Annotated in this window: 22 protein-coding genes; 10 read left to right on the top strand and 12 right to left on the bottom strand. The window is 42.1% G+C overall.

The features are described 5' to 3' along the window. Positions 1-39: 39 nt before the first annotated feature. From IPP77_01370 to IPP77_01345, 6 genes are all read right to left on the bottom strand, one after another. Positions 40-891 carry a DUF1702 family protein gene (locus IPP77_01370; GenBank protein MBL0308383.1) on the bottom strand — a complete coding sequence of 284 codons (852 nt, stop codon included), beginning with the start codon at positions 889-891 and terminating at the stop codon, positions 40-42. Further along, positions 888-2564 (bottom strand): FAD-dependent monooxygenase, encoded by a 1677-nt coding sequence (locus IPP77_01365; GenBank protein MBL0308382.1) that lies wholly within the window; start codon positions 2562-2564, stop codon positions 888-890. The genes IPP77_01370 and IPP77_01365 overlap by 4 nt, the downstream gene beginning before the upstream one ends. A 195-nt stretch (positions 2565-2759) precedes the next feature. Further along, the gene (locus IPP77_01360) at positions 2760-3173 is read right to left on the bottom strand and encodes a hypothetical protein (GenBank protein ID MBL0308381.1); all 414 of its coding nucleotides are present in this window, start codon (positions 3171-3173) and stop codon (positions 2760-2762) included. 52 nt (positions 3174-3225) lie between these two features. Then, the gene (locus tag IPP77_01355) at positions 3226-3711 is read right to left on the bottom strand and encodes a hypothetical protein (protein MBL0308380.1); all 486 of its coding nucleotides are present in this window, start codon (positions 3709-3711) and stop codon (positions 3226-3228) included. Positions 3712-3820: 109 nt separating this feature from the next. Then, entirely contained in the window at positions 3821-4147 is a 327-nt protein-coding gene (locus IPP77_01350; GenBank protein ID MBL0308379.1) for a multidrug efflux SMR transporter, read from the bottom strand. Positions 4148-4355: 208 nt separating this feature from the next. Next, positions 4356-4628, bottom strand: a complete 273-nt coding sequence (locus IPP77_01345) for a hypothetical protein (protein ID MBL0308378.1) — start codon at positions 4626-4628, stop codon at positions 4356-4358. Positions 4629-4758: 130 nt separating this feature from the next. Here IPP77_01345 and IPP77_01340 point away from each other — a divergent pair, with 130 nt between their 5' ends. The 7 genes from IPP77_01340 (at position 4759) to IPP77_01310 (ending at position 12616) form a co-directional block, all read left to right on the top strand. Then, positions 4759-5889, top strand: coding sequence for a 5-(carboxyamino)imidazole ribonucleotide synthase (locus tag IPP77_01340; GenBank protein ID MBL0308377.1), 1131 nt, complete (start codon positions 4759-4761; stop codon positions 5887-5889). 89 nt (positions 5890-5978) lie between these two features. Further along, complete coding sequence (locus IPP77_01335) at positions 5979-6737, top strand: SIMPL domain-containing protein (protein MBL0308376.1); 759 nt, start codon at positions 5979-5981, stop codon at positions 6735-6737. A gap of 98 nt (positions 6738-6835) precedes the next feature. Further along, positions 6836-7357 carry a hypothetical protein gene (locus IPP77_01330; protein MBL0308375.1) on the top strand — a complete coding sequence of 174 codons (522 nt, stop codon included), beginning with the start codon at positions 6836-6838 and terminating at the stop codon, positions 7355-7357. A 130-nt stretch (positions 7358-7487) separates the two neighbouring features. Beyond that, positions 7488-9896: a TonB-dependent receptor gene (locus IPP77_01325; GenBank protein MBL0308374.1), complete on the top strand. Its 2409-nt coding sequence runs from the start codon at positions 7488-7490 to the stop codon at positions 9894-9896. Positions 9897-9950: 54 nt separating this feature from the next. After that, a complete protein-coding gene (locus IPP77_01320) occupies positions 9951-10820 on the top strand; it encodes an ABC transporter substrate-binding protein (GenBank protein ID MBL0308373.1) in 870 nt (289 codons plus the stop codon). Further along, positions 10810-11841 carry an iron ABC transporter permease gene (locus tag IPP77_01315; GenBank protein MBL0308372.1) on the top strand — a complete coding sequence of 344 codons (1032 nt, stop codon included), beginning with the start codon at positions 10810-10812 and terminating at the stop codon, positions 11839-11841. Before IPP77_01320 ends, IPP77_01315 begins: the two co-directional genes overlap by 11 nt. 1 nt (position 11842) lies before the next feature. Further along, positions 11843-12616, top strand: coding sequence for a heme ABC transporter ATP-binding protein (locus tag IPP77_01310; GenBank protein MBL0308371.1), 774 nt, complete (start codon positions 11843-11845; stop codon positions 12614-12616). A 49-nt stretch (positions 12617-12665) separates the two neighbouring features. On the opposite strand, the gene IPP77_01305 is transcribed toward IPP77_01310, so the two are convergent. The 4 genes from IPP77_01305 to IPP77_01290 all read right to left on the bottom strand — a co-directional run bounded on the left by IPP77_01305 (position 12666) and on the right by IPP77_01290 (position 16198). Next, positions 12666-14504: a WG repeat-containing protein gene (locus tag IPP77_01305; protein ID MBL0308370.1), complete on the bottom strand. Its 1839-nt coding sequence runs from the start codon at positions 14502-14504 to the stop codon at positions 12666-12668. A 24-nt stretch (positions 14505-14528) separates the two neighbouring features. After that, positions 14529-14867, bottom strand: a complete 339-nt coding sequence (locus IPP77_01300) for an SCP2 sterol-binding domain-containing protein (protein MBL0308369.1) — start codon at positions 14865-14867, stop codon at positions 14529-14531. A 117-nt stretch (positions 14868-14984) separates the two neighbouring features. After that, positions 14985-15266, bottom strand: a complete 282-nt coding sequence (locus IPP77_01295) for an ATP-dependent Clp protease adaptor ClpS (GenBank protein ID MBL0308368.1) — start codon at positions 15264-15266, stop codon at positions 14985-14987. 62 nt (positions 15267-15328) lie between these two features. Next, positions 15329-16198 carry an aldose 1-epimerase family protein gene (locus IPP77_01290; GenBank protein ID MBL0308367.1) on the bottom strand — a complete coding sequence of 290 codons (870 nt, stop codon included), beginning with the start codon at positions 16196-16198 and terminating at the stop codon, positions 15329-15331. Between the two features lie 121 nt (positions 16199-16319). Here IPP77_01290 and IPP77_01285 point away from each other — a divergent pair, with 121 nt between their 5' ends. After that, positions 16320-16991, top strand: coding sequence for a hypothetical protein (locus IPP77_01285; GenBank protein MBL0308366.1), 672 nt, complete (start codon positions 16320-16322; stop codon positions 16989-16991). A 6-nt stretch (positions 16992-16997) separates the two neighbouring features. Here the strand turns inward: IPP77_01285 and IPP77_01280 are convergent, their stop codons facing one another. Then, positions 16998-17378, bottom strand: coding sequence for a hypothetical protein (locus IPP77_01280; protein MBL0308365.1), 381 nt, complete (start codon positions 17376-17378; stop codon positions 16998-17000). Positions 17379-17442: 64 nt separating this feature from the next. Then, entirely contained in the window at positions 17443-17901 is a 459-nt protein-coding gene (locus IPP77_01275) for a hypothetical protein (GenBank protein ID MBL0308364.1), read from the bottom strand. 231 nt (positions 17902-18132) lie between these two features. Between IPP77_01275 and IPP77_01270 the strand changes: the two genes are divergently transcribed. Continuing rightward, entirely contained in the window at positions 18133-18429 is a 297-nt protein-coding gene (locus tag IPP77_01270; protein ID MBL0308363.1) for a co-chaperone GroES, read from the top strand. A 39-nt stretch (positions 18430-18468) separates the two neighbouring features. Continuing rightward, the gene (gene groL, locus IPP77_01265; GenBank protein MBL0308362.1) at positions 18469-20118 is read left to right on the top strand and encodes a chaperonin GroEL; all 1650 of its coding nucleotides are present in this window, start codon (positions 18469-18471) and stop codon (positions 20116-20118) included. Positions 20119-20233: the final 115 nt, after the last annotated feature.

Below are 20233 nucleotides of genomic sequence, written 5' to 3'. Positions count from 1 at the left end.
GTGCGAACTAACATAACTATTCAATGAAACAAAACAATTTTATAAATATTTAGACACGATACTCCCTTCAAGGCGCTGAATCCACTTTTCGTAGGCATCATCTTTGGTTAAATCCAAATCGCATTTTATCAATTCATTTTCCTTCATAATCTCTTTTGAATCTTGGCTGAACCATGCACGACAAATGTGCTGCGTATCTTCCGGTATATATCCCGCAGTATGACGACTGACTACTGCCATCGCTGCACCGGTGGCCATTTGTGTTTGGTAAATTCCGGAAGAAGAGCGCATCTCGTTGAGGATATTCACCCCCATTCCTCCTACATAGGTGATGGCAATTCCCAATCCTCTGAATAGATCGTTTTTCCGTTTTTCCGAAAAAGTATTCAGGGTTTTCATGGTTTGCTCCCAATCACCTTGATTCAAATACCAGATACTTCTACCCAATCCCTGATCATAGGTTTTCAACGCGGTTTCATCCTTTAGCACTAATCGTTCTTGGTTGAGGATACTTTTTCGCTTGCGGAAAATCCCTTCATAATAACCATATCCATCCATCACGCGATAGCGCGACATGGGTGCAGTACGGGCTAAATAATCCGTAGGGTCTGTAGATTGGTTGGCAAGTGCCCAACCCAACCCGATATGTATTTGCGTTTGGTGTTTGTCATCTGCAAATTTCAAGAACTCTTGCCAAGAGGGAAAGGCCTTCAAAGCAATACACATGGAAGCCGCTTCATAAGCCACCGAACGGAACTCCTGCTCATAAGCATCCAGCCTTTCTGTCAGTTCCTGAAGCAGATAGGTTTCGGGAAAGCTATCCTGCACTTCGCGGAAAATATGCTGGATATTTTCCATTTTGTGTTTTACCCTGTCGGTAGCCACGTTCACGCCAGCTCCTTTTTTCCATAAAACCATAATACATCAATGTCGCGCTTCGTCGCTTCATCGGGCAATATGGCTCTGCCATTGGTTTTGTTTTCTTCGGCGTTCAGGTCCATTAGGTAAGGATCCACGGGCATATCAAGCGGTGTTCCTTTGGCATGATTGCTGACGCGACGGAATATTTCTGCTGCTACTTTTTCAAGAATATCCATGTTCTTCGCAATCTGCTCCATCAGCTTGTCGCCATGTTGTGTTCGGATGCCGTGTTGAAAATCCAACATGCAATTCAAATCTACCGGATCAATAAAGCGGTGAGAAAATATTTCTTGATCATAAGGTGCCCAATCAAGGAATAGCTTTTGCATCTGTTCATGAAGTTGTCCGAATTTCTTTCCCAAACTATCAGAGGCCGAGAACAACTGCTTCAATACTTGCAAATCGGTCATGCCTTTGTTGGTGAAGAGCAAAGAAGGAATTGCCCAATAGATCGCCCAATCCCATAGAATCTTGGTGCTCATAACCTGCGTATGGCCCATCAACTGATACTTATCTTTATAGATAGGAATCCAGCTTTTCACAAAGTTGAGATAGGTTTGTTCGTAGATTTCTGCGCGGAAGCCCACATCTTCTCCATTCAATTCCCGGATAATTAAATCGCCGAGCCAGGTGTTGCTCATGGCGATAAAGTCCGTGCCGGGAGAATAGAAGGGATCAAGAAATGCGGCGGCTTCGCCCACAACACCCCAACGATCTACGCCATCATAGGCTCTACCGGTGTCGTGCGCATAGTGTTTCAGGCGCATGAAATCTAACTTGTTCGGTGTTTCAGGCTCCAGCATTTTGTAACACAAAGGCTCATTCACCTTCAACCATTCTAATGCCTTTTCATACGTATCATAAGTTTCGAGCGGATGGAACGCCGGATCGGCGACGATGCCGATACTGGTGTTTTTGGTTCCCAAAGGAATCACCCAAACCCAATATCCTTTGTCCAGAAAGTGAACCGTGCTGAGATAGCGCAACTTCACTTCGGGATAGTTTCTCCACTCTTCGTTGTCGCTCCAGTTGGTGATATCCACCACGCCCTTCAACCTCCACCATACGGCATCGGCATGGTGTTCCATCGGTTTTTCAAATCCCAGTTTACGCTTCAACACACTGCCACGACCGCTGGCATCGGCCACCCAGCGACCGGTGGCGGTATATTCTTCGCCTTTATGTTTATAGGTTACGCTGCTTTTTTCCTTTCCAAACGCTACATCTTTCACCGTTGCATCTATCATCACTTCGCAACCCATCTCTTTTGATTTTTCCATCAGATGGTTTTCGAGGGTGCCGCGATCCAGTTGATGGCTCGGGGTATAAAGCCATTTGCGGGGACCAAGTTCCACGCGAGAGGCGATGTCTTCTTTGGTATTGCTCTTAAAGAAGAAACGCAATCCGTATTTCGGCAGTTCGTGCTTTTCGAGATAATCTTTCAGCCCGCAAACTTCGCGCAGGTAATGGCTGCCCAGTTCCACCGTGGACTCGCCCACCTTGTGTGCTGCTTCGGGTGCGGCAGTCTTGCGGCGTTCGAGCACCAATATTTTAATATCAGGTTTGCTCAGTTTTAGTTGTATTGAAAGGGTAAGTCCGGCCAATCCTCCTCCGAGGATAATCACGTCATAGTTTCGCTGCATAGAAAAAATAAATTGGATTATGTGAGCGACAAATATAATCGCTTCCCGAAAGTTTTTCCTCCTTGAATGTTGACTTTTATCATGGTATAATGTGAGAAGTTAGTTGGGTAAAAAAAACCGCTGGTTGGCGACACGGTCTGAGCCGCCAGTCCATTTGAAAGTTATACAGCGTTAAAGGCTAAGAAGCAGATTGCTCTATCCAGCGGCTACCCTCTCTCCGTTTGTTGGACTTCTGGAAATGATGAAGTAAGCGGACAGCGTAATAGCTAAAGTCACCCCGATTCTAAAAATCATGGCAAACACGGTTTTTGTTTCGTAAACACCACCGTTATTAATGTAAACAATCAACGCGATGAAGGAGACTATGAGTAAAGCTGAAGCGATTCCCAATAAAGGAGTGGTCCATTTTTTTGTTTTGATAAAACCATATCCCGAAAACAGATAGAGAATGCTACAGATAAAGTTTGCCCAAACAATAAACAAAACATAGTTGCCTTCTTTGGCTCTAATATCAAAAAGGTCAAGAATTATTGAGGTACTTAAAAACAAGGTTATAAGTCCAAACCCTAATAGAACAACTGCTGATAAATAGCGAACTATGTTTTTCATTGCGTTATAAAAGTTGATTTGTTATCTCATTTATAACCTACTCGGCTTACGTTCAATGGTTATGTTGTTTCACTCCTTCTTGTTGGGGCGTTGCTGGCGGTGAGTTAATCTCAGTATGTCTTATTTGCCCACCCAAATAACCAACCCTGGCTATAATCCCGAAACTGATAAGCGAAATAAAAAGCGTTACGAAAGCAATCTGCCGTACAAATGATAAATTCTTGATGGTCAAAAACAAACCAACAAGCGACACGATACCCAAAATAATCAAAGCAGCCAGCGCAAAGACAGAGGCATCCTCGTGTTGGTCAAGAATAGCTTTGGAAATGCCCGGTATATTCTCAACGACATCTTCGGCAGCGTCTCCCGACACATAAGCAATCACCGCCCCGATGGAAGAAATGATAAGAAGATAGTAAGCCGCGATTTTTGTCTGATTGCTTTTAGCCCACAGCCCATAAGCCAAAACAAGGCCGCCGAAAAGCGAACCAAATATAGGCAGATGGTTTATCAATAAATGAAGATGTGTTGGATTCATTAAAGTTGCTTTTTGCAAAGATAATTTGATTCGTTATGGTTGATATGATTTCTGTCAGCTATGGTTAATGAATGAAACAATCCATTAGGACAAAAGGCTTTTTTTAATTTTAGTGAGCAACGGTTTTTAGTCCTACAATAGAACCTATCAAAGTGGCAAGGAACAGAAGCCTCAGGACGGTGGCGGGTTCTTTAAATACATAAATTCCTATCAAAACGGTTCCCACGGCGCCAATTCCTGTCCATACGGCATAGGCCGTTCCGATAGGCAAGGTTTGAGTTGCTTTAATTAAAAGCCCCATGCTGATACTCAGCGCAACTAGAAAACCCGCATACCACAAATACATTTCGGTTCCCGTTGTTCCTTTTGCTTTCCCCAAACAAAAAGCAAAGGCGGCTTCAAACAGGCCTGCAATAATTAAAACAATCCAATTCATCTCTTTAAATTTATTTGTTGTTACCAACGGTTAATTCCGCCATTGAAAAATAAATATAATAGACCTCTTCGGAAAATCAGATTTGTTTTAATGACCTCCCTCATCACTCCCTTCAAAGGGAGACAAATGGATGATTTTCAGAAGAGGCCTAATGATCCTCATTAACAATCATAATGCGAGTAGCTGCATGGTGCCCTTAGTTATGCTATTATATTTGAAAACTAGACACCATCCAAAACAAAGTAGCTCCTTTTCTTCGTGGGGTGGCTCCTTTTCTTCGAGGAGTAGGTACTTTTCTTTGTAGAGTAGCTCCTTTTCTTTGAGAAGTAGGTACTTTTCTTTGTAGAGTAGCTCCTTTTCTTTGAGAAGTAGCTCCTTTTCTTTGTAAAGTAGCTCCTTTTTTTAGAAAAGTAGGTACTTTTCTTTGTAGAGTAGCTCCTTTTTTTAGAAAAGTAGCTCCTTTTCTTTGTGTTTTATACAAGCTTTGTTTGTAAACAATCAAATATTCTGGAAAAAGGACGGAAATGGTGGCAAATAGAGGGTAATCCTACAAAATGTCATTTGTTTATTAAATAAATCAAAACCTATCTTGCGCCCCGAATTATGAGCGCATGACCAATCCATTGAAGATCGGAATTTTAGGTGGCGGGCAATTAGGCCGAATGTTGCTGCAGGCTGCGACAAAATATTCGGTAGAAACTTTTGTGTTAGAATCGGGTAAAAACCCACCGGCGGCTTCGCTGGCTAATCATTTTGTAGAAGGAGATATCAAAGATTATGCAGCCGTTTATCGGTTTGGGAAAATGGTAGATGTGTTGACCATCGAGATTGAAAATGTAAACCTCGAGGCCTTATTCAAGTTGGAAGAAGAAGGATTGAAAATATATCCACGACCTCAAGCGCTGAAAACCATCAAGGATAAAGGTTTGCAAAAGGAGTTCTACCAGCACCATCAAATCCCTACACCGGACTTTCATCTGATAGAAAGAAAATATGAATTGCATACTTACCTTGGCTTTCTACCCGCTGTTCAGAAATTGCGTAGTGGGGGATATGATGGAAAGGGCGTAGAGATATTGCATGATACGGAGGACTTCCATAAGGCATTTGACAAACCGAGTGTGCTGGAGAAACTGGTGGTGATGGATAAGGAGATTTCGGTCATCGTGGCGAAGAATGAACGGGGCGAGACGGCTGTTTACCCTGCGGTAGAAATGGTTTTCAATCCTAAATACAATTTGGTAGATTATCTTTTTTCGCCGGCAGAAATTTCGGAAGAAAAGGCCTTGTTGGCACAACAGATAGCTGTGAAGGTGGCAACTGCTTTTGACTCGCCGGGCATTTTTGCCGTGGAAATGTTTTTGGATAAGGAGGGAAAGATATGGGTGAATGAAACCGCGCCGCGCACTCACAACAGTGGACACCAAAGCATAGAAGGCAATCATAGTTCTCAATATGATATGCAAATGCGCGTTTTGCAAAACATGCCTTTAGGCGATACCGGTATTGTCAGCCCCTCGCTGATGCTTAACTTGATCGGTGAAGCAGACCACAGCGGCCCGGTGAAGTATGAAGGACTGGAGGAAGTGCAACAGATGAAAGATGCGTTTGTGCATTTGTATGGCAAACAGGAAACCAAGCCGGGCAGAAAGATGGGGCACGTTACGCTTCTAGGAAAAGATAAGGATGAGTTACTGGACCGAGCCGATAGAATCAGGCAGGTATTGAAGGTGGTGGCTTAGAAAGGATATGTACCGATTCAATGTTGGATAATAGATAGCAGAACGCGACGATTATTTTTTATTTTTAAATCAATTGAAAATTAAGAACGATGGAAAAAAGAGGTTTATCAATTCTGGCTTTGGCCATATTGGTAGGTATGGTGGTCGGAGCATTTATTCTCGGCAAATCAATCGAACGGTTCAAAACAGATGATCGCTATATCTCAGTAAAAGGATTTTCTGAACGCGAGGTGAAAGCCGATCTGGCTATCTGGCCGCTCAAAATCAGGATGGCGGTGGGAGATATTCAGACGGGAAGTAAATCTATGGAGAGCGCACGAGTGAAGGTGATTGAGTTCTTAACTAAGAATGGAATTAACCCGGAAGAAATCATTCGGAAAAATTTGACAGTGGTGGACAAGCAGGCGCGTGAATATGAATCGGCAAACGACCGGACAGGACTTCGTTATATTCTTGAAGAGACGGTAGAGGTGCGGTCAAACAATGTGGATCAGATTCAAAAAGTAAGCCGCATGACCAGTGACTTGCTGAATGCCGGAGTGGTGCTTTCTTCCGGCCCTGAATGGGGAGGCAGTGATTTGAAATTCATCTATACCCAACTGAACTCTATTAAACCCGACATGCTTGCCGAAGCTACCGTCAATGCACAAAAGGCGGCAGAGCAGTTTGCTAAAAACAGTAATACCGGTTTGGGTAAAATGAGAAAAGCCAATCAGGGGCTTTTTACCATTATGGATAGAGATATATCTCTATCACAATCCTCGGGTGAAAATTATAATCCGGGCAGTAGTTCTGATATCACTAAGAATGTGCGGGTGGTTATCTCTGTGGAGTACGCTATCAGATAATTGAAAATGCTTTGGGCGGGAGAGGGCTTGCCCCTGTCTCCTGCGGTGCCTTGCAGCGATGGTAACCGCATTTCAGCGGCCTTTGTTATTATTGCTTCGTGAAGAGATTAGGGCTGCTGATTTTACTTTTCATTTTCATCTTTTATTCGACAGGGCTTTTGCTCATTTTTAAAGTGCAGCAGTATCGGGTAAGAACTGAAATTAAAGCACAAATAAAGAGGGGCTTGTCGAATGATCAACTTCATGTCATTACTGCCTATCCTGGTAATGCAGCTATGTTTCTTTGGGAAGATAAAAATGAATTCCGCTATCAGGGAGTAATGTATGATGTGGTTCGAAAACGAAGAGTAGAGCAAGCCACGATTTATTATTGCATTAATGATGAACAAGAGACCGGCTTGCTGGCGAGTATAGAGCAGCAGTTTGATAAGAACGACGATACGAGAAAATCCTCTACCGTGCCGATGAAAAACTTGTTGCGCATACTGTTCAGTTTGTTTTATGAACCGGCACCTTCCTTATGGATTCGCACCCCCGATATCCTGCTATCCTTCCAAGAATACACCCATCAATATCCATGTCGAGTAAAAGAAGTTTTATCTCCTCCACCGTGGGCTTGATAGCCTTCCCCTGATTATTTCTGGCATTAGATATACCGGCTCGGTTTTGAGACGGGGGAGCATTGATAATCTTTCTAATGGGCCGCCCAAGAGGCTGTTCTATTTTCTAAATCATTAATTTATAAAGAACATGAAAAAAATTTATTTGATAGGCATTGCTATGATGTTAGCCTATATTTCATTTGCACAATCCACACAGTTGAAAGGCAAGGTGGTGGATGCAAGCAATAACATGCCGCTTTCTGAAGCTACTATTCAGATTTCAGCGACTGAGGGAACCACCTCAGACAAGGAGGGATTCTTTTACATAACGTGTCGAGAATCTATGGAGATAACCGTATCTTACTTGGGTTATGAACCACATAAGGAAGTCGTCAAGAACTGTGAAGACGAATTGACGGTGTACTTGACCACTTCGGGAAAAAACCTAAACACGGTGGAAGTGACGGCTACCTCCGGTACCAACAAATCGGTGTTGTATCAACCTAGTTCTATTGCCAAGTTGAGTACGGTTGAAATAAAGAGAAGTACAGGCTTGTTTATGGATGATGCCATTAACACCAATATTCCCGGAGTGTTTATGGAGAGACGAACGGTGTCTGCCGGTCAGCAATTTAATATTCGCGGATATGGCAATGGCGCACGAGGAACCAATGGAGTGAACAGTAATTTTGACGGGCAAGGCTATAAAGTGTATCTAAATGGCATACCGATTACCGATGCAGAAGGTATCACCCTGATGGATGATATTGATTTTGGTTCTATAGGCAACGTGGAAGTAGTGAAAGGACCGGCCGGTTCATTATACGGACAGGCTATTGCCGGCGTGGTGAATCTAAAAACTATTAAGCCGGAACCTCGCAAGGTATCTATCGGGCAAGATGTCATGTTGGGCACTTATGGATTACAGCGCTATACTACCCACCTTCAGGTAGGGACCGAAAAGGCTTCTCTACTGGTGAATTATGGTAAGCAATTGTATAGTGGATTTATGCCCCACACCAAGTCGAACAAAGACTTTGTGAATGCTATCGGGGAATTCACTCCCAACAAAAGGCAAACTGTTGGTTTCTATTTTGGATACAGTAAAAGTTATGATGAAAGAAATGGAGAGTTAACCACTCTTCAATATGACACATTGGACTATTCTGGAAATCCGAGATACGTCAAAAACAATGCTCACTCCAACGTAAATAGTTTTAGAGCGGGCATCAGCCATACTTACAATTTTCATAAAACGGTGTCCAACACAACTTCGATATTCGGAACCGGTGTTTTCAGCGACGTCAGTTCTGCAGGTGGCTGGACGGATAAATCAGCTTTTAATTATGGTTTCCGCTCATCGTTCGACACTAAGTTTGATCTGGGAAAGAAGTTTGGTCTTTCTGGTGTGACGGGTGTGGAAGCACAAATGCAAAATGCACAGACTCTGGGTTATCCGATGGTAGCAGATAGTTTTAACCTGACCGGTTATAATATCATAGGTGCTTTGCGCAGCGATCAATATACGGTTACTAAAACACTAGCAGCATTTACTGAGTGGACGCTAGCAATGCCTTTTGATATCTCGCTGACAGCGGGCTTGGGTTATAGTGCTATGGGGATAGAACTTAACGACCGTTTCTATTCAATCAACAACAACAATCCTAGCAATCCGAATGTAGTTCGCCAACCATCTAAATACAAGGCCTCTTACAACAAGATGTTTTCACCACATGTGGCCTTGAATAAGGTTTTCTCGAAGGAATTCTCGGTCTATGCTTCTTTTAGTCGTGGTTATAAAGCACCGGTTAGTTCCTACTTCTTCATTCCCGTTACGGGCCAAGTAGTGACCGGTTTGAAACCTGAACTGGGAACACAATATGAACTAGGCACAAAGGGTTCTACTTGGAAGAAGAGAATCAATTATCAGTTGGCAGTGTTCTATGCCACCTTTGCGGATAAGATGACCACCGTAGCGGTTCCCGATGAAACTAATACGGCTACGTCTTACGTTTATGTTACAAACGGCGGTCAGCAAAACAACTTGGGTCTTGAGGCACTAATCAGAGTAACAGCATACGAATCGAATAAAGGTTTTGTACAAAGCCTGACTCCATTCGCCAATTTGGCCTATTCCTATTTCAGATATGGTGATTTTAAATACCAGCAATTAAGTGCCGACAAGAAATCAGTAGTAGAGGTGGACTATAGCAAGAACAGTGTGGCCGGAGTACCACCGGTTACGTTCAATGCAGGTTTGGACTTTTATACTAAACCGGGCTTATACGCTAATATTACCTATTCTTTCCGAGATGCTATTTTCTACACGTCTGACAACGCGAATAGAACATCCAGCTATCACCTACTGAATGCGAAGATTGGATTTCAAAGAGTATTTGCTAAGCACTATGGTATAGAGGCATACGTTGGAGCTAATAATATTACCAGTTCACATTACTACCAAATGGTATTCCTGAATCAATTGCCAGATGCATACTTGCCGGCACCGAGGAAGGTAAACTTCTTTGGAGGAGTAAATCTTAAATACATCTTCTAACTCTAAACGGGAGGCTACATTCTATGGTAGCCTCCCATTTTTTAAATTAAAACCATGACAAGGATATTATTCTTATGCAGCCTTTCTTTTGTTCTTGCTTCCTGCGGACGATTTGGAAATGCAGACATAAAGGAGGAACACCGGGAGCGGATAGTATGTATAGCCAAGCAATACAGCGAAATTATTTTTGCGCTAGGTGCAGAGGCAGATATAGTGGCAGTAGATGTTTCAAGCACCTATCCCCCAGAGATAAAACAACTTCCTACCGTAGGCTATCACCGGGCTTTGAGCTTGGAGGGGATTATGGCGGCGAAGCCAACACTCATTTTGCACGATAACAATATTGGTCCTGAACATGTAGTGAGGCAATTGGAGCAACTGAAAATTCCTATGAAAGTGTTTTCAAGCGGAACTACCATTGACAGTACAAAGATTATGATGCGTGAAATGGGTGTCTATTTTCATAAAGAAAAGGAGGCGGATTCGCTTTGTGCAAAACTTGACAGAGACATGAGTTTGGCGTTGGATAATTCAAAAAAATATAAGCAAACGGTGAAGGTATTGGTCATACATTTTGGACAGGCATCCAATGTATTTCTGGTAATGACCAAAAAGAGTACAGCTGCCCGAATGATTGAATGGGCCGGTGGTGAAATGGCTGTCACAGATGAAAAAGGTATGAGGCAACTATCTGCGGAAGTAGTAGCTGCTTCTGACCCGGATGTAATTATCCTGACTGATTTTGGGTATGACCGGTTGGGCACAAATGAGAAAATCAAAGAGCTTCCGGGAGTATCGGGTACGAAAGCTGCACAAAATAATCGTATTTACAGGGTGGAAGAACACGACCTTGTTTATTTTGGACCGAGAACAGGAGAGAATACACTGATGCTTCAAAAGTTAATTCATCAGGATGCTGAATAAGAATAAAGAAAGGACTATCACCCTTTTATTATTGATACTACTTGTAATGACGACTCTGTTTTCTATTCGCTTTGGTGCGGTAAATATTTCTGTGGAGGAAATTGGTTCATCTATCCAAAAATATTTTTCAGAGATAGGTGTGATGAGTCTTAACGAAAGGATATTTCTGGAGATTCGTCTGCCACGGGCACTTCTATGTATTTTTGTCGGTGCAAGTTTAGCTATGGGGGGGACGCTGATGCAGGCTTTATTTCGTAATCCGATAGTGGAACCAGGACTGATAGGAACATCTAGTGGTGCAGCCTTTGGCGCGTCTCTATATTTTGTGTTGGGAGCTTTGTTTAAGTTCAATACGGGAGAATGGACTTTGCCATTGGCAGCATGCGCCGGAGCTATAGTATCTACGGTACTTGTATTTATACTCTCGCAATCGAGGGAACAAGGAAAGAGTTCAATTGTTGCGGTTCTGCTTACCGGTATAGCAATCAATGCTTTGTTTATGAGCGGGGTTGGATTTCTTTCTTATATCGCCCGCGATCCACAGGCTCGTTCCATCACCTTTTGGGGGCTTGGGACTCTTTCAGGCGCGAATTGGCATTCGGTTATCATCGTTGGCATTTCGACTGTTTTAAGTGGCTTGGTTGCTTTTCGCTTTGCCAAAGGATTGAATGCTTTAATGATAGGAGAGGAGGAAGCACAACTTTTGGGCACTAATATTAAACGCCTGAAGATTTATGTACTGGGGGTTAACGTGGTGATGATATCTGTGGCCACCGCTTTTGTAGGGATTATCAGTTTTGTTGGCCTTGTCGTGCCCCATTTACTTAGAATGCTTCATGGTTCAGACAATCGGCACCTACTTCGTCATAGCGCACTTCTGGGAGGCATAATGCTAAGCATGGCCGATTTGATTTCAAGAATGCTTCTAAGACCGGCCGAATTGCCGATAGGAATCATTACTTCGGTGGTAGGGGTACCAGTTTTTATTTTTTTGTTGAGGAGGAAATATTATTTTCTTTAAGATGCTTAGGGCAGAAAACATTACTTATAGTGTTGGATCAAAGAGACTGCTAGAACAAGTTTCCATTACATTTTTTCCTGGAAAGTTGAATCTTATTATCGGACCTAATGGAGCAGGCAAATCAACTTTAATAAAAATTCTTTCCAACCAACTTAAAGCTGAAAATGGAGCGGTATTTTATGATAAGGAAAATATTCGCCAAAAATCTGTTGCTGAACTCGCGTGTATCCGTTCGGTTTTATCTCAGAATATTGAACTAGCGTTTCCATTAAGAGTGCAGGAGGTTGTGATGATGGGAAGGTATCCTCATTTTAGCGGAGACGCTTCTGAAAAGGATTATGCTGCTTGTGAAGAGGCTATGATTTTTTTTGATGTAAAGAGGCTGGCGGATCAAAATTATATGACGTTAAGTGGAGGAGAAAAACAAAGAACGCAGTTTGCAAGAGTTGCTGCACAAATCTGGTATCCTATCAAAGGCAAATTCCGGTATTTGTTGTTGGATGAACCGCTTACCTCGCTGGACATTCATTACCAATTTGATTTTATGCAAAAGTCTTTGGAACTTCTTAAAGCTAAGGATTTAGTCATTGTGGCCGTGGTGCATGACTTAAATCTTGCGGCGAAGTTTGCAGATTACCTAGTTCTGATGAATCAAGGGAGGATAATGTCCTCCGGTGGAAAAGAGGATGTTCTAAGCAAGGAAAATATTAAGGCGGCGTACGGGATGGAGCCTATTATCCGTAAAGAAGGAAATCAGTTCTACCTACTATTCTAGGTATAGAAAACCATTTCCCAAAATATGGGATAGTAACTTTACGGAAAACCTACTTCTTTCTTCTCTTCTTACTAGTAGGCTTCTCCGTTTTTGGAGCCGTTAGTTTTTCAATGACTTTTCCCTTTTTGTCAATCCGGTACCGGACAGAAGTGGTCAGCGATTTGTATTTAGGGTCGCGTTCCCTTTTAGAAATAATAGCGTAACCATTTTCAAAGTTTTCTGCGGATTCATAGAGAGGTTGGATGACAAAGATGCCCTCTTTATTTATATAACCCCAATTGATGCCATCTTTAGTTGCGGCACAAAGGCTGTCGTGAAATGAAGAAACATTGTGAAATCCATCGAAAAAAAGCTGTACACCGGCATGGTCAATAAAAAACCAGTTGGAGTCAAGCGCAACCGCCGCGACTCCTTCACTGAAGGGGACCGCATCTGAATAACGAATAGAGATTGCGATTTTACCGGAATGATTTATAAAACCATACCGTTCATTTTTAGAAACGAGGTAAAGCCCTTCGGTTGGGTCATTGAGTTCATCGTAAGACGGAGGTACCACCCAGGTGCCTGATTTATTGATAATGCCATAGAGACATGAATCTTCTTCGCAATTACCGGTACCGGCCACGGCATACCCATCCGCAAAATCACCTGCATAATTAAAGTCGCGTATAATAGCCCGGTGATCTGTTTTGTCAATGTAGAAGTAAGTACAGCGGTCTGAGCAGGGTTTAAGTCGGACGGCTGCTAAACCGCAATGAAAATCGTAGGCTTCTTCATATTGAAAAGGAATAATAATGGAGATAGAGTCTTTCGTTGGCTGAACGGCATATCCCCATTTGTCACCTTGCTGATATGGCTTCAAGTCAATATGGGCGAGTTCCATGTCTTTTGCAACTCTGGCACGATCGGGGTATTCAGGGAACTCCTCCATAAATTGGCGATAAAGGTCTTCCGTAGCATCCATCGTATAAAGGAGATAGAGATTCTCCCAAGCTTCACGAATATGGCTGTTGTCCTTGTAATGATTGATGAAGTCTGCAAAAGATTCTTTAGTTCCAGAAGCGGTGGCAATGACGTAAATACTGTCTTCTATAGCTGGCCGTGAAATATGGTTGGGATATTTTTTTAAAAAATCATTGTATGAATCGAGATCATGTTTTTGGTTATAATAATCCAACAGCTTTTCCTGATAAAGGCGATGTGCTTCTTTCACATAGGCTCCGGTAGGATAAGAGTCGAGGTAATTTTTATAGGAAGAATAAGAATGGTCAGCGGTGATTTTTTCGTAAAGTAGCTTTTCGTAAAGTTCTTTTGCCTCTTTATATTCATTGGACTTAGGATATTTATTGATAAATACGAGCAGAGCTTCTGGTTCGTTTTTGGCTCTTGCACTAATATAGGCTAACTGGTTACGCATGTTGATGGCTTTGTCCAGATAGCCTTGGTCGGTATAAAGGTTAATGAAATGCTGATAGGCGTCTTCGCTATTTTCTTCTTCACATTTAGAATATGCCGCGCGGTTAATATCTCGCTTTAAAGTCTCAATGGTGTAATCACGCACTCCCAGAGCGAGGTATTTTTTTGTTTGTTTCTCGTTTGGATTCAAGGGTATTTTATTCGCTGCTCTGATAATGTAACTGTTGGCGGAATCCAGATTAAAAGACTTGTTGTCACGAAGAGAGTAGTACTTGGCAAGCCCGTAATTAGCGGCTACATTTTCAGGCTCATCTCTGTATGCTTCATTGAGATATTTTATTGCATTGATATAATCACCGGTATTGAGATATTTAAAGGCCTTATCTACATCACCCGCAAAAGTTACTATAGACGACAGGACAATAATAACGGTGAGGGTAAATGTCTTTATAAGTTGAGTCTGGCTCATCATGTTTTTTTAGTTATGGTTTTATGTTTAGATGATCCGGTCAAAGTATTCAACAAACTTTAGAACCTCATTCAAGTTGGAAACTTTAATTTTCCCCATCATAAAAAGCATGGCAGGGTTTCCTTTTCCTTGTTGCAAGTCCTCAAAGGCTTTGGCCGATGCTTTGATCTCGCAGGTAGGCTCATCCACTAGTCCATCCAGAATTACGACTTCCTTGTTTTTTAATGTGACGGTGAAATTACCCCCGTTGACTCCATCTAGCTTTAAATGAAAACGGTGCAGCGCATTGTCCTGAACTTTCTCTTTCTTCAGTCGCTGTGGTAGAGAGTATATCATATCGCGTGCGGTCAAGACTTTATTTTTCATCTGTCAACTATTTAATTAATGATTGGATAAAACTAATTCTTATGTACGTAGTACACCGTTAAACCTTTGCAAAAGATTTGAACGTTTGCTTGTGAAGAAAGAGATAAATCGGGTCAGCTATTCTATTGTAGCATCAATACCTCGGTCAGTGATTTGATCTTTCATGGGCTTCAAAGTATTGTATGAGCCATGTTTCACAGCATATTTTCCTTTATAATGAATGATGTATGCGCACTGCTCCGCCTGCGGTTTGTTATGCTTACAAACTTCAACCAAAGTTTCAATCACCCATTCAAAGGTGTTGATATCGTCATTATGAATAATAATCTTCTTTTCAATGTCTACCTGTTCTAAAAGATCAGTTTCTTGCTCTTGATTGGGTTGATATATTGAACTCATATTTAGGACGTTTAATTACAACAAAAGTAAAGAGGAATTATTGAAATGCCAAATTGTACATTTTATCCAATTTCTATTTTATAAGTAATGCAAAAGGTTTTACCGGTTTCCAATAAAACTATACCTTCTTTATTTGAAATATCCACTGGTCTATTTTTCGTATCTGCACAGCCTTTCCAAGGCTCTATGCACACATACGGTGCATTTTCTTTGGCCCAGATACCGAGGAAGGGAAATCCATCGAAATTCATTTTGACATAATGCGGATGTTTCTTGGATTTCAAGGTGACCGAATTGGATTTCAGTCCTTCAAAAATCAGTGCATCATTTTTAAATATGTCCTTCTTTAGGTTGATAGTTCGTTCCTGGTTCAGGACTAGGTCTTTCTCTCCAGTAAAGAAACCATCTTGGTTTAGCTTATGACGGAATACATTTTCGGTCTGTTCAAATTCCAGATAATAGTCCTCATAATTTTCGTCATTATATAGTGGCGCGGCAAAGGCTGGATGTCCACCTAAAGAAAAATAGATGTCTTGGTCGTCCTTGTTGACCACTTCGTAGGAAACCAGTAAACAGTGTGCCTCTAGCCGATAGCTGATCAGAAATTCAAATAGATAGGGGTAGGAAAGAAGGGTGTCCTTGTCTGACGTAAGGGAAAAAACCATTTTAGAATCACTTAGTTCCAACAGCCGGAAAGTGGAACGTCGGGCAAATCCGTGTTTTTCCATTTTGAATGTCCGCTGATTGATTCTTATTTCATCGTTTAGGCAGCGACCGACTACCGGGAAAAGTACAGGAGCATGCCATCCCCAGATGGCTTCATCTGCCTGCCATAGTCTTTCCGTTTTACTTCTTAAATCGTAAAGCGAAGTGAGTTCCGCTCCATATTCTCGGGCTTTCACACGCAGTAAACCGTTTTCTATCTGGTGCATGAATCTGTAAAGTTAAGAGCACAAAATACGATACCTTGTTTATATTTTGTGAAAATAATGATAGGTTGATAATATCTGCAAAGCTATCTTTGGTTTGAAAGCGAAAAGTTTTGCGGTCATTATGAAAAAGACATTTATCTTCTTCTTGTTTCTTTCCTGTTTTAATTGTGATATTATTTCGCAGTCTCTGTCGAATGAAGAGAAAAAGCAATTGAAAAAGGAATTGAGAAACTATCTGAATGATATAGAGAGCTATCATGCCCTTATGGTAGCCCTTCAGACAAAAATAGATTCAAGTAGCGTCGAGTTACAATCTCTAAACAAGGATTTAATAGCTTCGACCTTGATACAAAATGAAATGGGCAAAAAAGCAAGTTTTTGCGATTCAATGATTATGGCTCTGCAACAGGAAAACGCTGTATTGAAAGGAGATCCATCAACATCTCCAAAAGCCCACGCGAAAAAAGGAGCGGTAAGAAAAGTAGTCTCTACTTCTTCCGAATCCACCTCAGTTCCGACGATGGGGGTGGCTTACAAGGTACAAATAGGTGCTTATAAACAATTCGACTTTAGTGGCGCTCTCAATGAGCCGCGATGTATCAATCATGAGAAAGCCAATGGATTGAATCGCTATAATATTGGATACTTTACTGATGAAGACGCAGCCAAGGAGTTTATGTTTGACATTCGTAAGATGGGTATTAAAGATGCTTTTGTAGCTAAATACATAGACGGGAAACGCGATAATAATTGGAACCCTTCCTTAAAGCCAATGCTTTCTTCCACGGAGTAGCTGGGCTTAGAATACCCTTTGTAGTATTTCAGCCTGATTAAGGTCGTCGTTTAAGGCCTTTTGGATTTCAGAGTATTCATACTTCGCCCCAATCAGTTTTACATTCCTTTCACCAATTCCTTTTAGCGATTGGACGATGCCATATTCTACTTCAATCTCCACATCGTCTTTCTTTATTATAGTGATGGGACTTCTTCCATAAATCCACTCAAACGAACTCATCTTTTCATCTGCTATTTGATTTACCTCATTCCACTGGGCCTCGCTCAATTGAAGGGTTGTGTTTGCGTCCAACTCTTTAATCAATTGCTGCCTTAGCTCTTCCAAAGATTTGAAATGGCCGGATGCCTCCTTGATATTCATGACGGAGCTCCTGACCGAACTCACTGCCTTGGTTTCTATCTGAAATTCGTTTTCCCGTAGGCAAGCGCGGAGTTCGGGTAAATTAGAATCAAAAGCAGTGTCCGTGGCTGATAATATTCTTTCGGTCGGTGAATTGAGCGCTGCCCGAAATCTTTTTCACGTTTAGCAGTATATTATTCCGCGCATCCATTTCTGCTTTAAGGCCCACCTTTCTTAAGCCCTCCACAATTGGCCTGTTAAAGTAGCGGTAGTTATTTACCTTATCGTCTGCAAATTTGGATATAAAGGAAAAGCTGAGGTTGCCCGCGTCGTGATAAACAGTCCCTCCGCCAGTGATTCGGCGCGCCAATTTCAGGCGTCCATTCCTTAAATATTCAAAATTGACCTCCTTATATATACTTTGGTTTTTCCCCAGCACAATACACGGCTCATTGATATAAAATAGTACATAATCGTCCTGCTGACAGTCAATATGGCGAATCAGATATTCCTCCAAGGCAAGATTCAAGTAAGGGTCAGTATTGTTCCGATTATCAACTAATATCATAGAACAACAATAGAAACATTCGGAAGATTAGGCAGGTGGATTGATGTCTTTCAAGCCTTTTAATGCAAAGTTGTCATGCCAACGGCAATATTTTCCGCCACATTCAGACAAAAAAGCAGTTTCCTGCTGCTCAAGGCTATTGGCACGAATAATGCTACATTCGCATCCGCTAAAAAGCGGCTGATCTGGACTATCAGCTAAAATTTTTTAAACAATTAAAACCATTAAATCATGGCGCAAGCAAAAGCAACAACCGACGTAAAAGTTAAGCCTTTGGCAGACAGAGTTCTGGTAAAGCCGGCAGAAGCCGAAACAAAAACCGCTGGAGGAATTATCATTCCCGATTCAGCTAAAGAAAAACCACAAAGAGGAACCGTTATCGCAGCGGGTCCGGGAAAGAAGGATGAGCCTGTTACTGTGAAGGCAGGAGACACCATCCTTTATGGCAAGTACTCTGGTACTGAAATCCAAGTGGACGGTCAGGACTACCTGATCATGCGCGAATCAGACATTTTCGCAATCGTTTGATCTCATTTTTCATTTTCTAAAATTTAAAATCAAAACAAAATGGCAAAACAAATTTTATTTGAAACCGACGCTCGCGACAAATTGAAAGCCGGCGTTGACAAATTGGCAAATGCAGTGAAAGTAACCTTGGGGCCTAAAGGTCGCAACGTTATCATTGACAAAAAGTATGGCGCTCCAACAATCACTAAGGACGGTGTAACCGTTGCAAAGGAAATTGAACTGGAAGATCCTATCGAAAACATGGGTGCTCAAATGACCAAAGAAGTAGCTTCTAAAACCGCCGATCAGGCTGGTGATGGAACCACTACGGCTACGGTTTTGGCGCAAGCTATTGTTGGTCCGGGCTTGAAGGCTTTGGCTTCCGGTGCAAACCCAATGGATTTGAAGCGTGGTATTGACAAGGCTGTTAGAGCTATTGTTGAGAACCTGAAGAAGCAGTCTGAGAACGTTGGAAAAGATTTCAGCAAGATTGAGCAAGTAGCTTCTATCTCTGCCAACAACGACAACGAAATCGGAAAGATGATTGCCGATGCGATGAAGAAAGTAGGCACTGAAGGCGTTATCACTGTAGAAGAAGCGAAAGGAACCGAAACCGAAGTGAAGACCGTAGAAGGTATGCAGTTCGACCGTGGTTATTCTTCTCCTTACTTCGTGACCAACACCGAAAGCATGGAAGCAGAATTGGAAAATCCTGCCATCCTGATTTACGAAAAGAAAATCAGCAACATGCGCGAATTGCTTCCTATCCTTGAGAAGGTAGCTCAAAGCGGACGTCCACTTTTGATTATCTCTGAAGAAGTAGAAGGCGAAGCCTTAGCTACTTTGGTGGTGAACAAACTGCGTGGAACCATAAAGGTTTGTGCTGTGAAGGCTCCGGGCTTTGGCGATCGCAGAAAAGAGATGTTGAAAGACATCGCTATCTTGACTGGTGGAATCTCAATCAGCGAAGAAATGGGTTACAAGTTAGAGAACGCTGACTTCACTTACCTTGGAACTGCTGAGAAAGTATCTATTGACAAGGACAACACAACGATTGTGAACGGTAAGGGCGAAGCTGACCAAATCAAAGCTCGTATCGAAGAAATCAAGGCGCAAATCGAAAAAACAACTTCCGATTACGACAAAGAAAAGCTTCAAGAGCGTTTGGCTAAACTTTCTGGTGGTGTAGCGGTGCTTTACATCGGCGCTCCAACTGAAGTTGAAATGAAAGAAAAGAAAGACCGTGTAGATGATGCATTGCATGCAACACGCGCAGCGGTTGAAGAAGGTATTGTTGCCGGTGGTGGTGTAGCTTACATCCGCGCACAATCTTCTTTAGAAAAACTGAAAGGCGAAAACGATGACGAAACAACCGGCATCGCCATTATCCGCAGAGCTATTGAAGAGCCTCTTCGTCAAATCATCGCTAACTCTGGTTTAGAAGGTTCGATTGTGGTTCAGAAAGTTCGTGAAGGCAAAGATGACTTCGGTTACAATGCCCGTACTGATGAATACACCAACTTGAAGAAAGCAGGCGTTATTGATCCTACCAAAGTAACTCGTATCGCATTAGAAAATGCAGCTTCGATTGCTTCTATGTTGTTGACAACAGAAGCAGTAATCGTGGACAAACCAGAACCCAAAGGTGCTGGCATGGACATGAGCGGCATGGGCGGCGGAATGCCCGGCGGAATGGGTGGAATGATGTAAGAATCAGTTCACGGCTGACAGCTCACTGTTAGCAGTAATACAAAGCCTCCCGCAATTATGCGGGAGGCTTTTTTTATTTTGCCAAAGCCTCAAAAAAATTTAATAAATATTCGTT

The organism is Bacteroidota bacterium (assembly GCA_016722375.1).
Classification (GTDB): domain Bacteria; phylum Bacteroidota; class Bacteroidia; order Chitinophagales; family LD1; genus Bog-950.
The sequence above is the reverse complement of the archived record's forward strand: the minus strand, read 5'-3'. Positions and strand labels throughout refer to the sequence as shown.

Excerpts from the sequence above, each read along its gene's own strand:
- IPP77_01325 (MBL0308374.1), top strand. The coding sequence starts at position 7,488 with ATGAAAAAAATTTATTTGATAGGCATTGCTATGATGTTAGCCTATATT.
- IPP77_01320 (MBL0308373.1), top strand. The coding sequence starts at position 9,951 with ATGACAAGGATATTATTCTTATGCAGCCTTTCTTTTGTTCTTGCTTCC.
- IPP77_01335 (MBL0308376.1), top strand. The coding sequence starts at position 5,979 with ATGGAAAAAAGAGGTTTATCAATTCTGGCTTTGGCCATATTGGTAGGT.
- IPP77_01285 (MBL0308366.1), top strand. The coding sequence starts at position 16,320 with ATGAAAAAGACATTTATCTTCTTCTTGTTTCTTTCCTGTTTTAATTGT.
- IPP77_01275 (MBL0308364.1), bottom strand. The coding sequence starts at position 17,901 with ATGATATTAGTTGATAATCGGAACAATACTGACCCTTACTTGAATCTT.
- IPP77_01365 (MBL0308382.1), bottom strand. The coding sequence starts at position 2,564 with ATGCAGCGAAACTATGACGTGATTATCCTCGGAGGAGGATTGGCCGGA.
- IPP77_01360 (MBL0308381.1), bottom strand. The coding sequence starts at position 3,173 with ATGAAAAACATAGTTCGCTATTTATCAGCAGTTGTTCTATTAGGGTTT.
- IPP77_01300 (MBL0308369.1), bottom strand. The coding sequence starts at position 14,867 with ATGAAAAATAAAGTCTTGACCGCACGCGATATGATATACTCTCTACCA.
- IPP77_01310 (MBL0308371.1), top strand. The coding sequence starts at position 11,843 with ATGCTTAGGGCAGAAAACATTACTTATAGTGTTGGATCAAAGAGACTG.
- IPP77_01315 (MBL0308372.1), top strand. The coding sequence starts at position 10,810 with ATGCTGAATAAGAATAAAGAAAGGACTATCACCCTTTTATTATTGATA.
- IPP77_01350 (MBL0308379.1), bottom strand. The coding sequence starts at position 4,147 with ATGAATTGGATTGTTTTAATTATTGCAGGCCTGTTTGAAGCCGCCTTT.
- groL (MBL0308362.1), top strand. The coding sequence starts at position 18,469 with ATGGCAAAACAAATTTTATTTGAAACCGACGCTCGCGACAAATTGAAA.
- IPP77_01355 (MBL0308380.1), bottom strand. The coding sequence starts at position 3,711 with ATGAATCCAACACATCTTCATTTATTGATAAACCATCTGCCTATATTT.
- IPP77_01270 (MBL0308363.1), top strand. The coding sequence starts at position 18,133 with ATGGCGCAAGCAAAAGCAACAACCGACGTAAAAGTTAAGCCTTTGGCA.
- IPP77_01305 (MBL0308370.1), bottom strand. The coding sequence starts at position 14,504 with ATGATGAGCCAGACTCAACTTATAAAGACATTTACCCTCACCGTTATT.
- IPP77_01295 (MBL0308368.1), bottom strand. The coding sequence starts at position 15,266 with ATGAGTTCAATATATCAACCCAATCAAGAGCAAGAAACTGATCTTTTA.
- IPP77_01290 (MBL0308367.1), bottom strand. The coding sequence starts at position 16,198 with ATGCACCAGATAGAAAACGGTTTACTGCGTGTGAAAGCCCGAGAATAT.
- IPP77_01340 (MBL0308377.1), top strand. The coding sequence starts at position 4,759 with ATGACCAATCCATTGAAGATCGGAATTTTAGGTGGCGGGCAATTAGGC.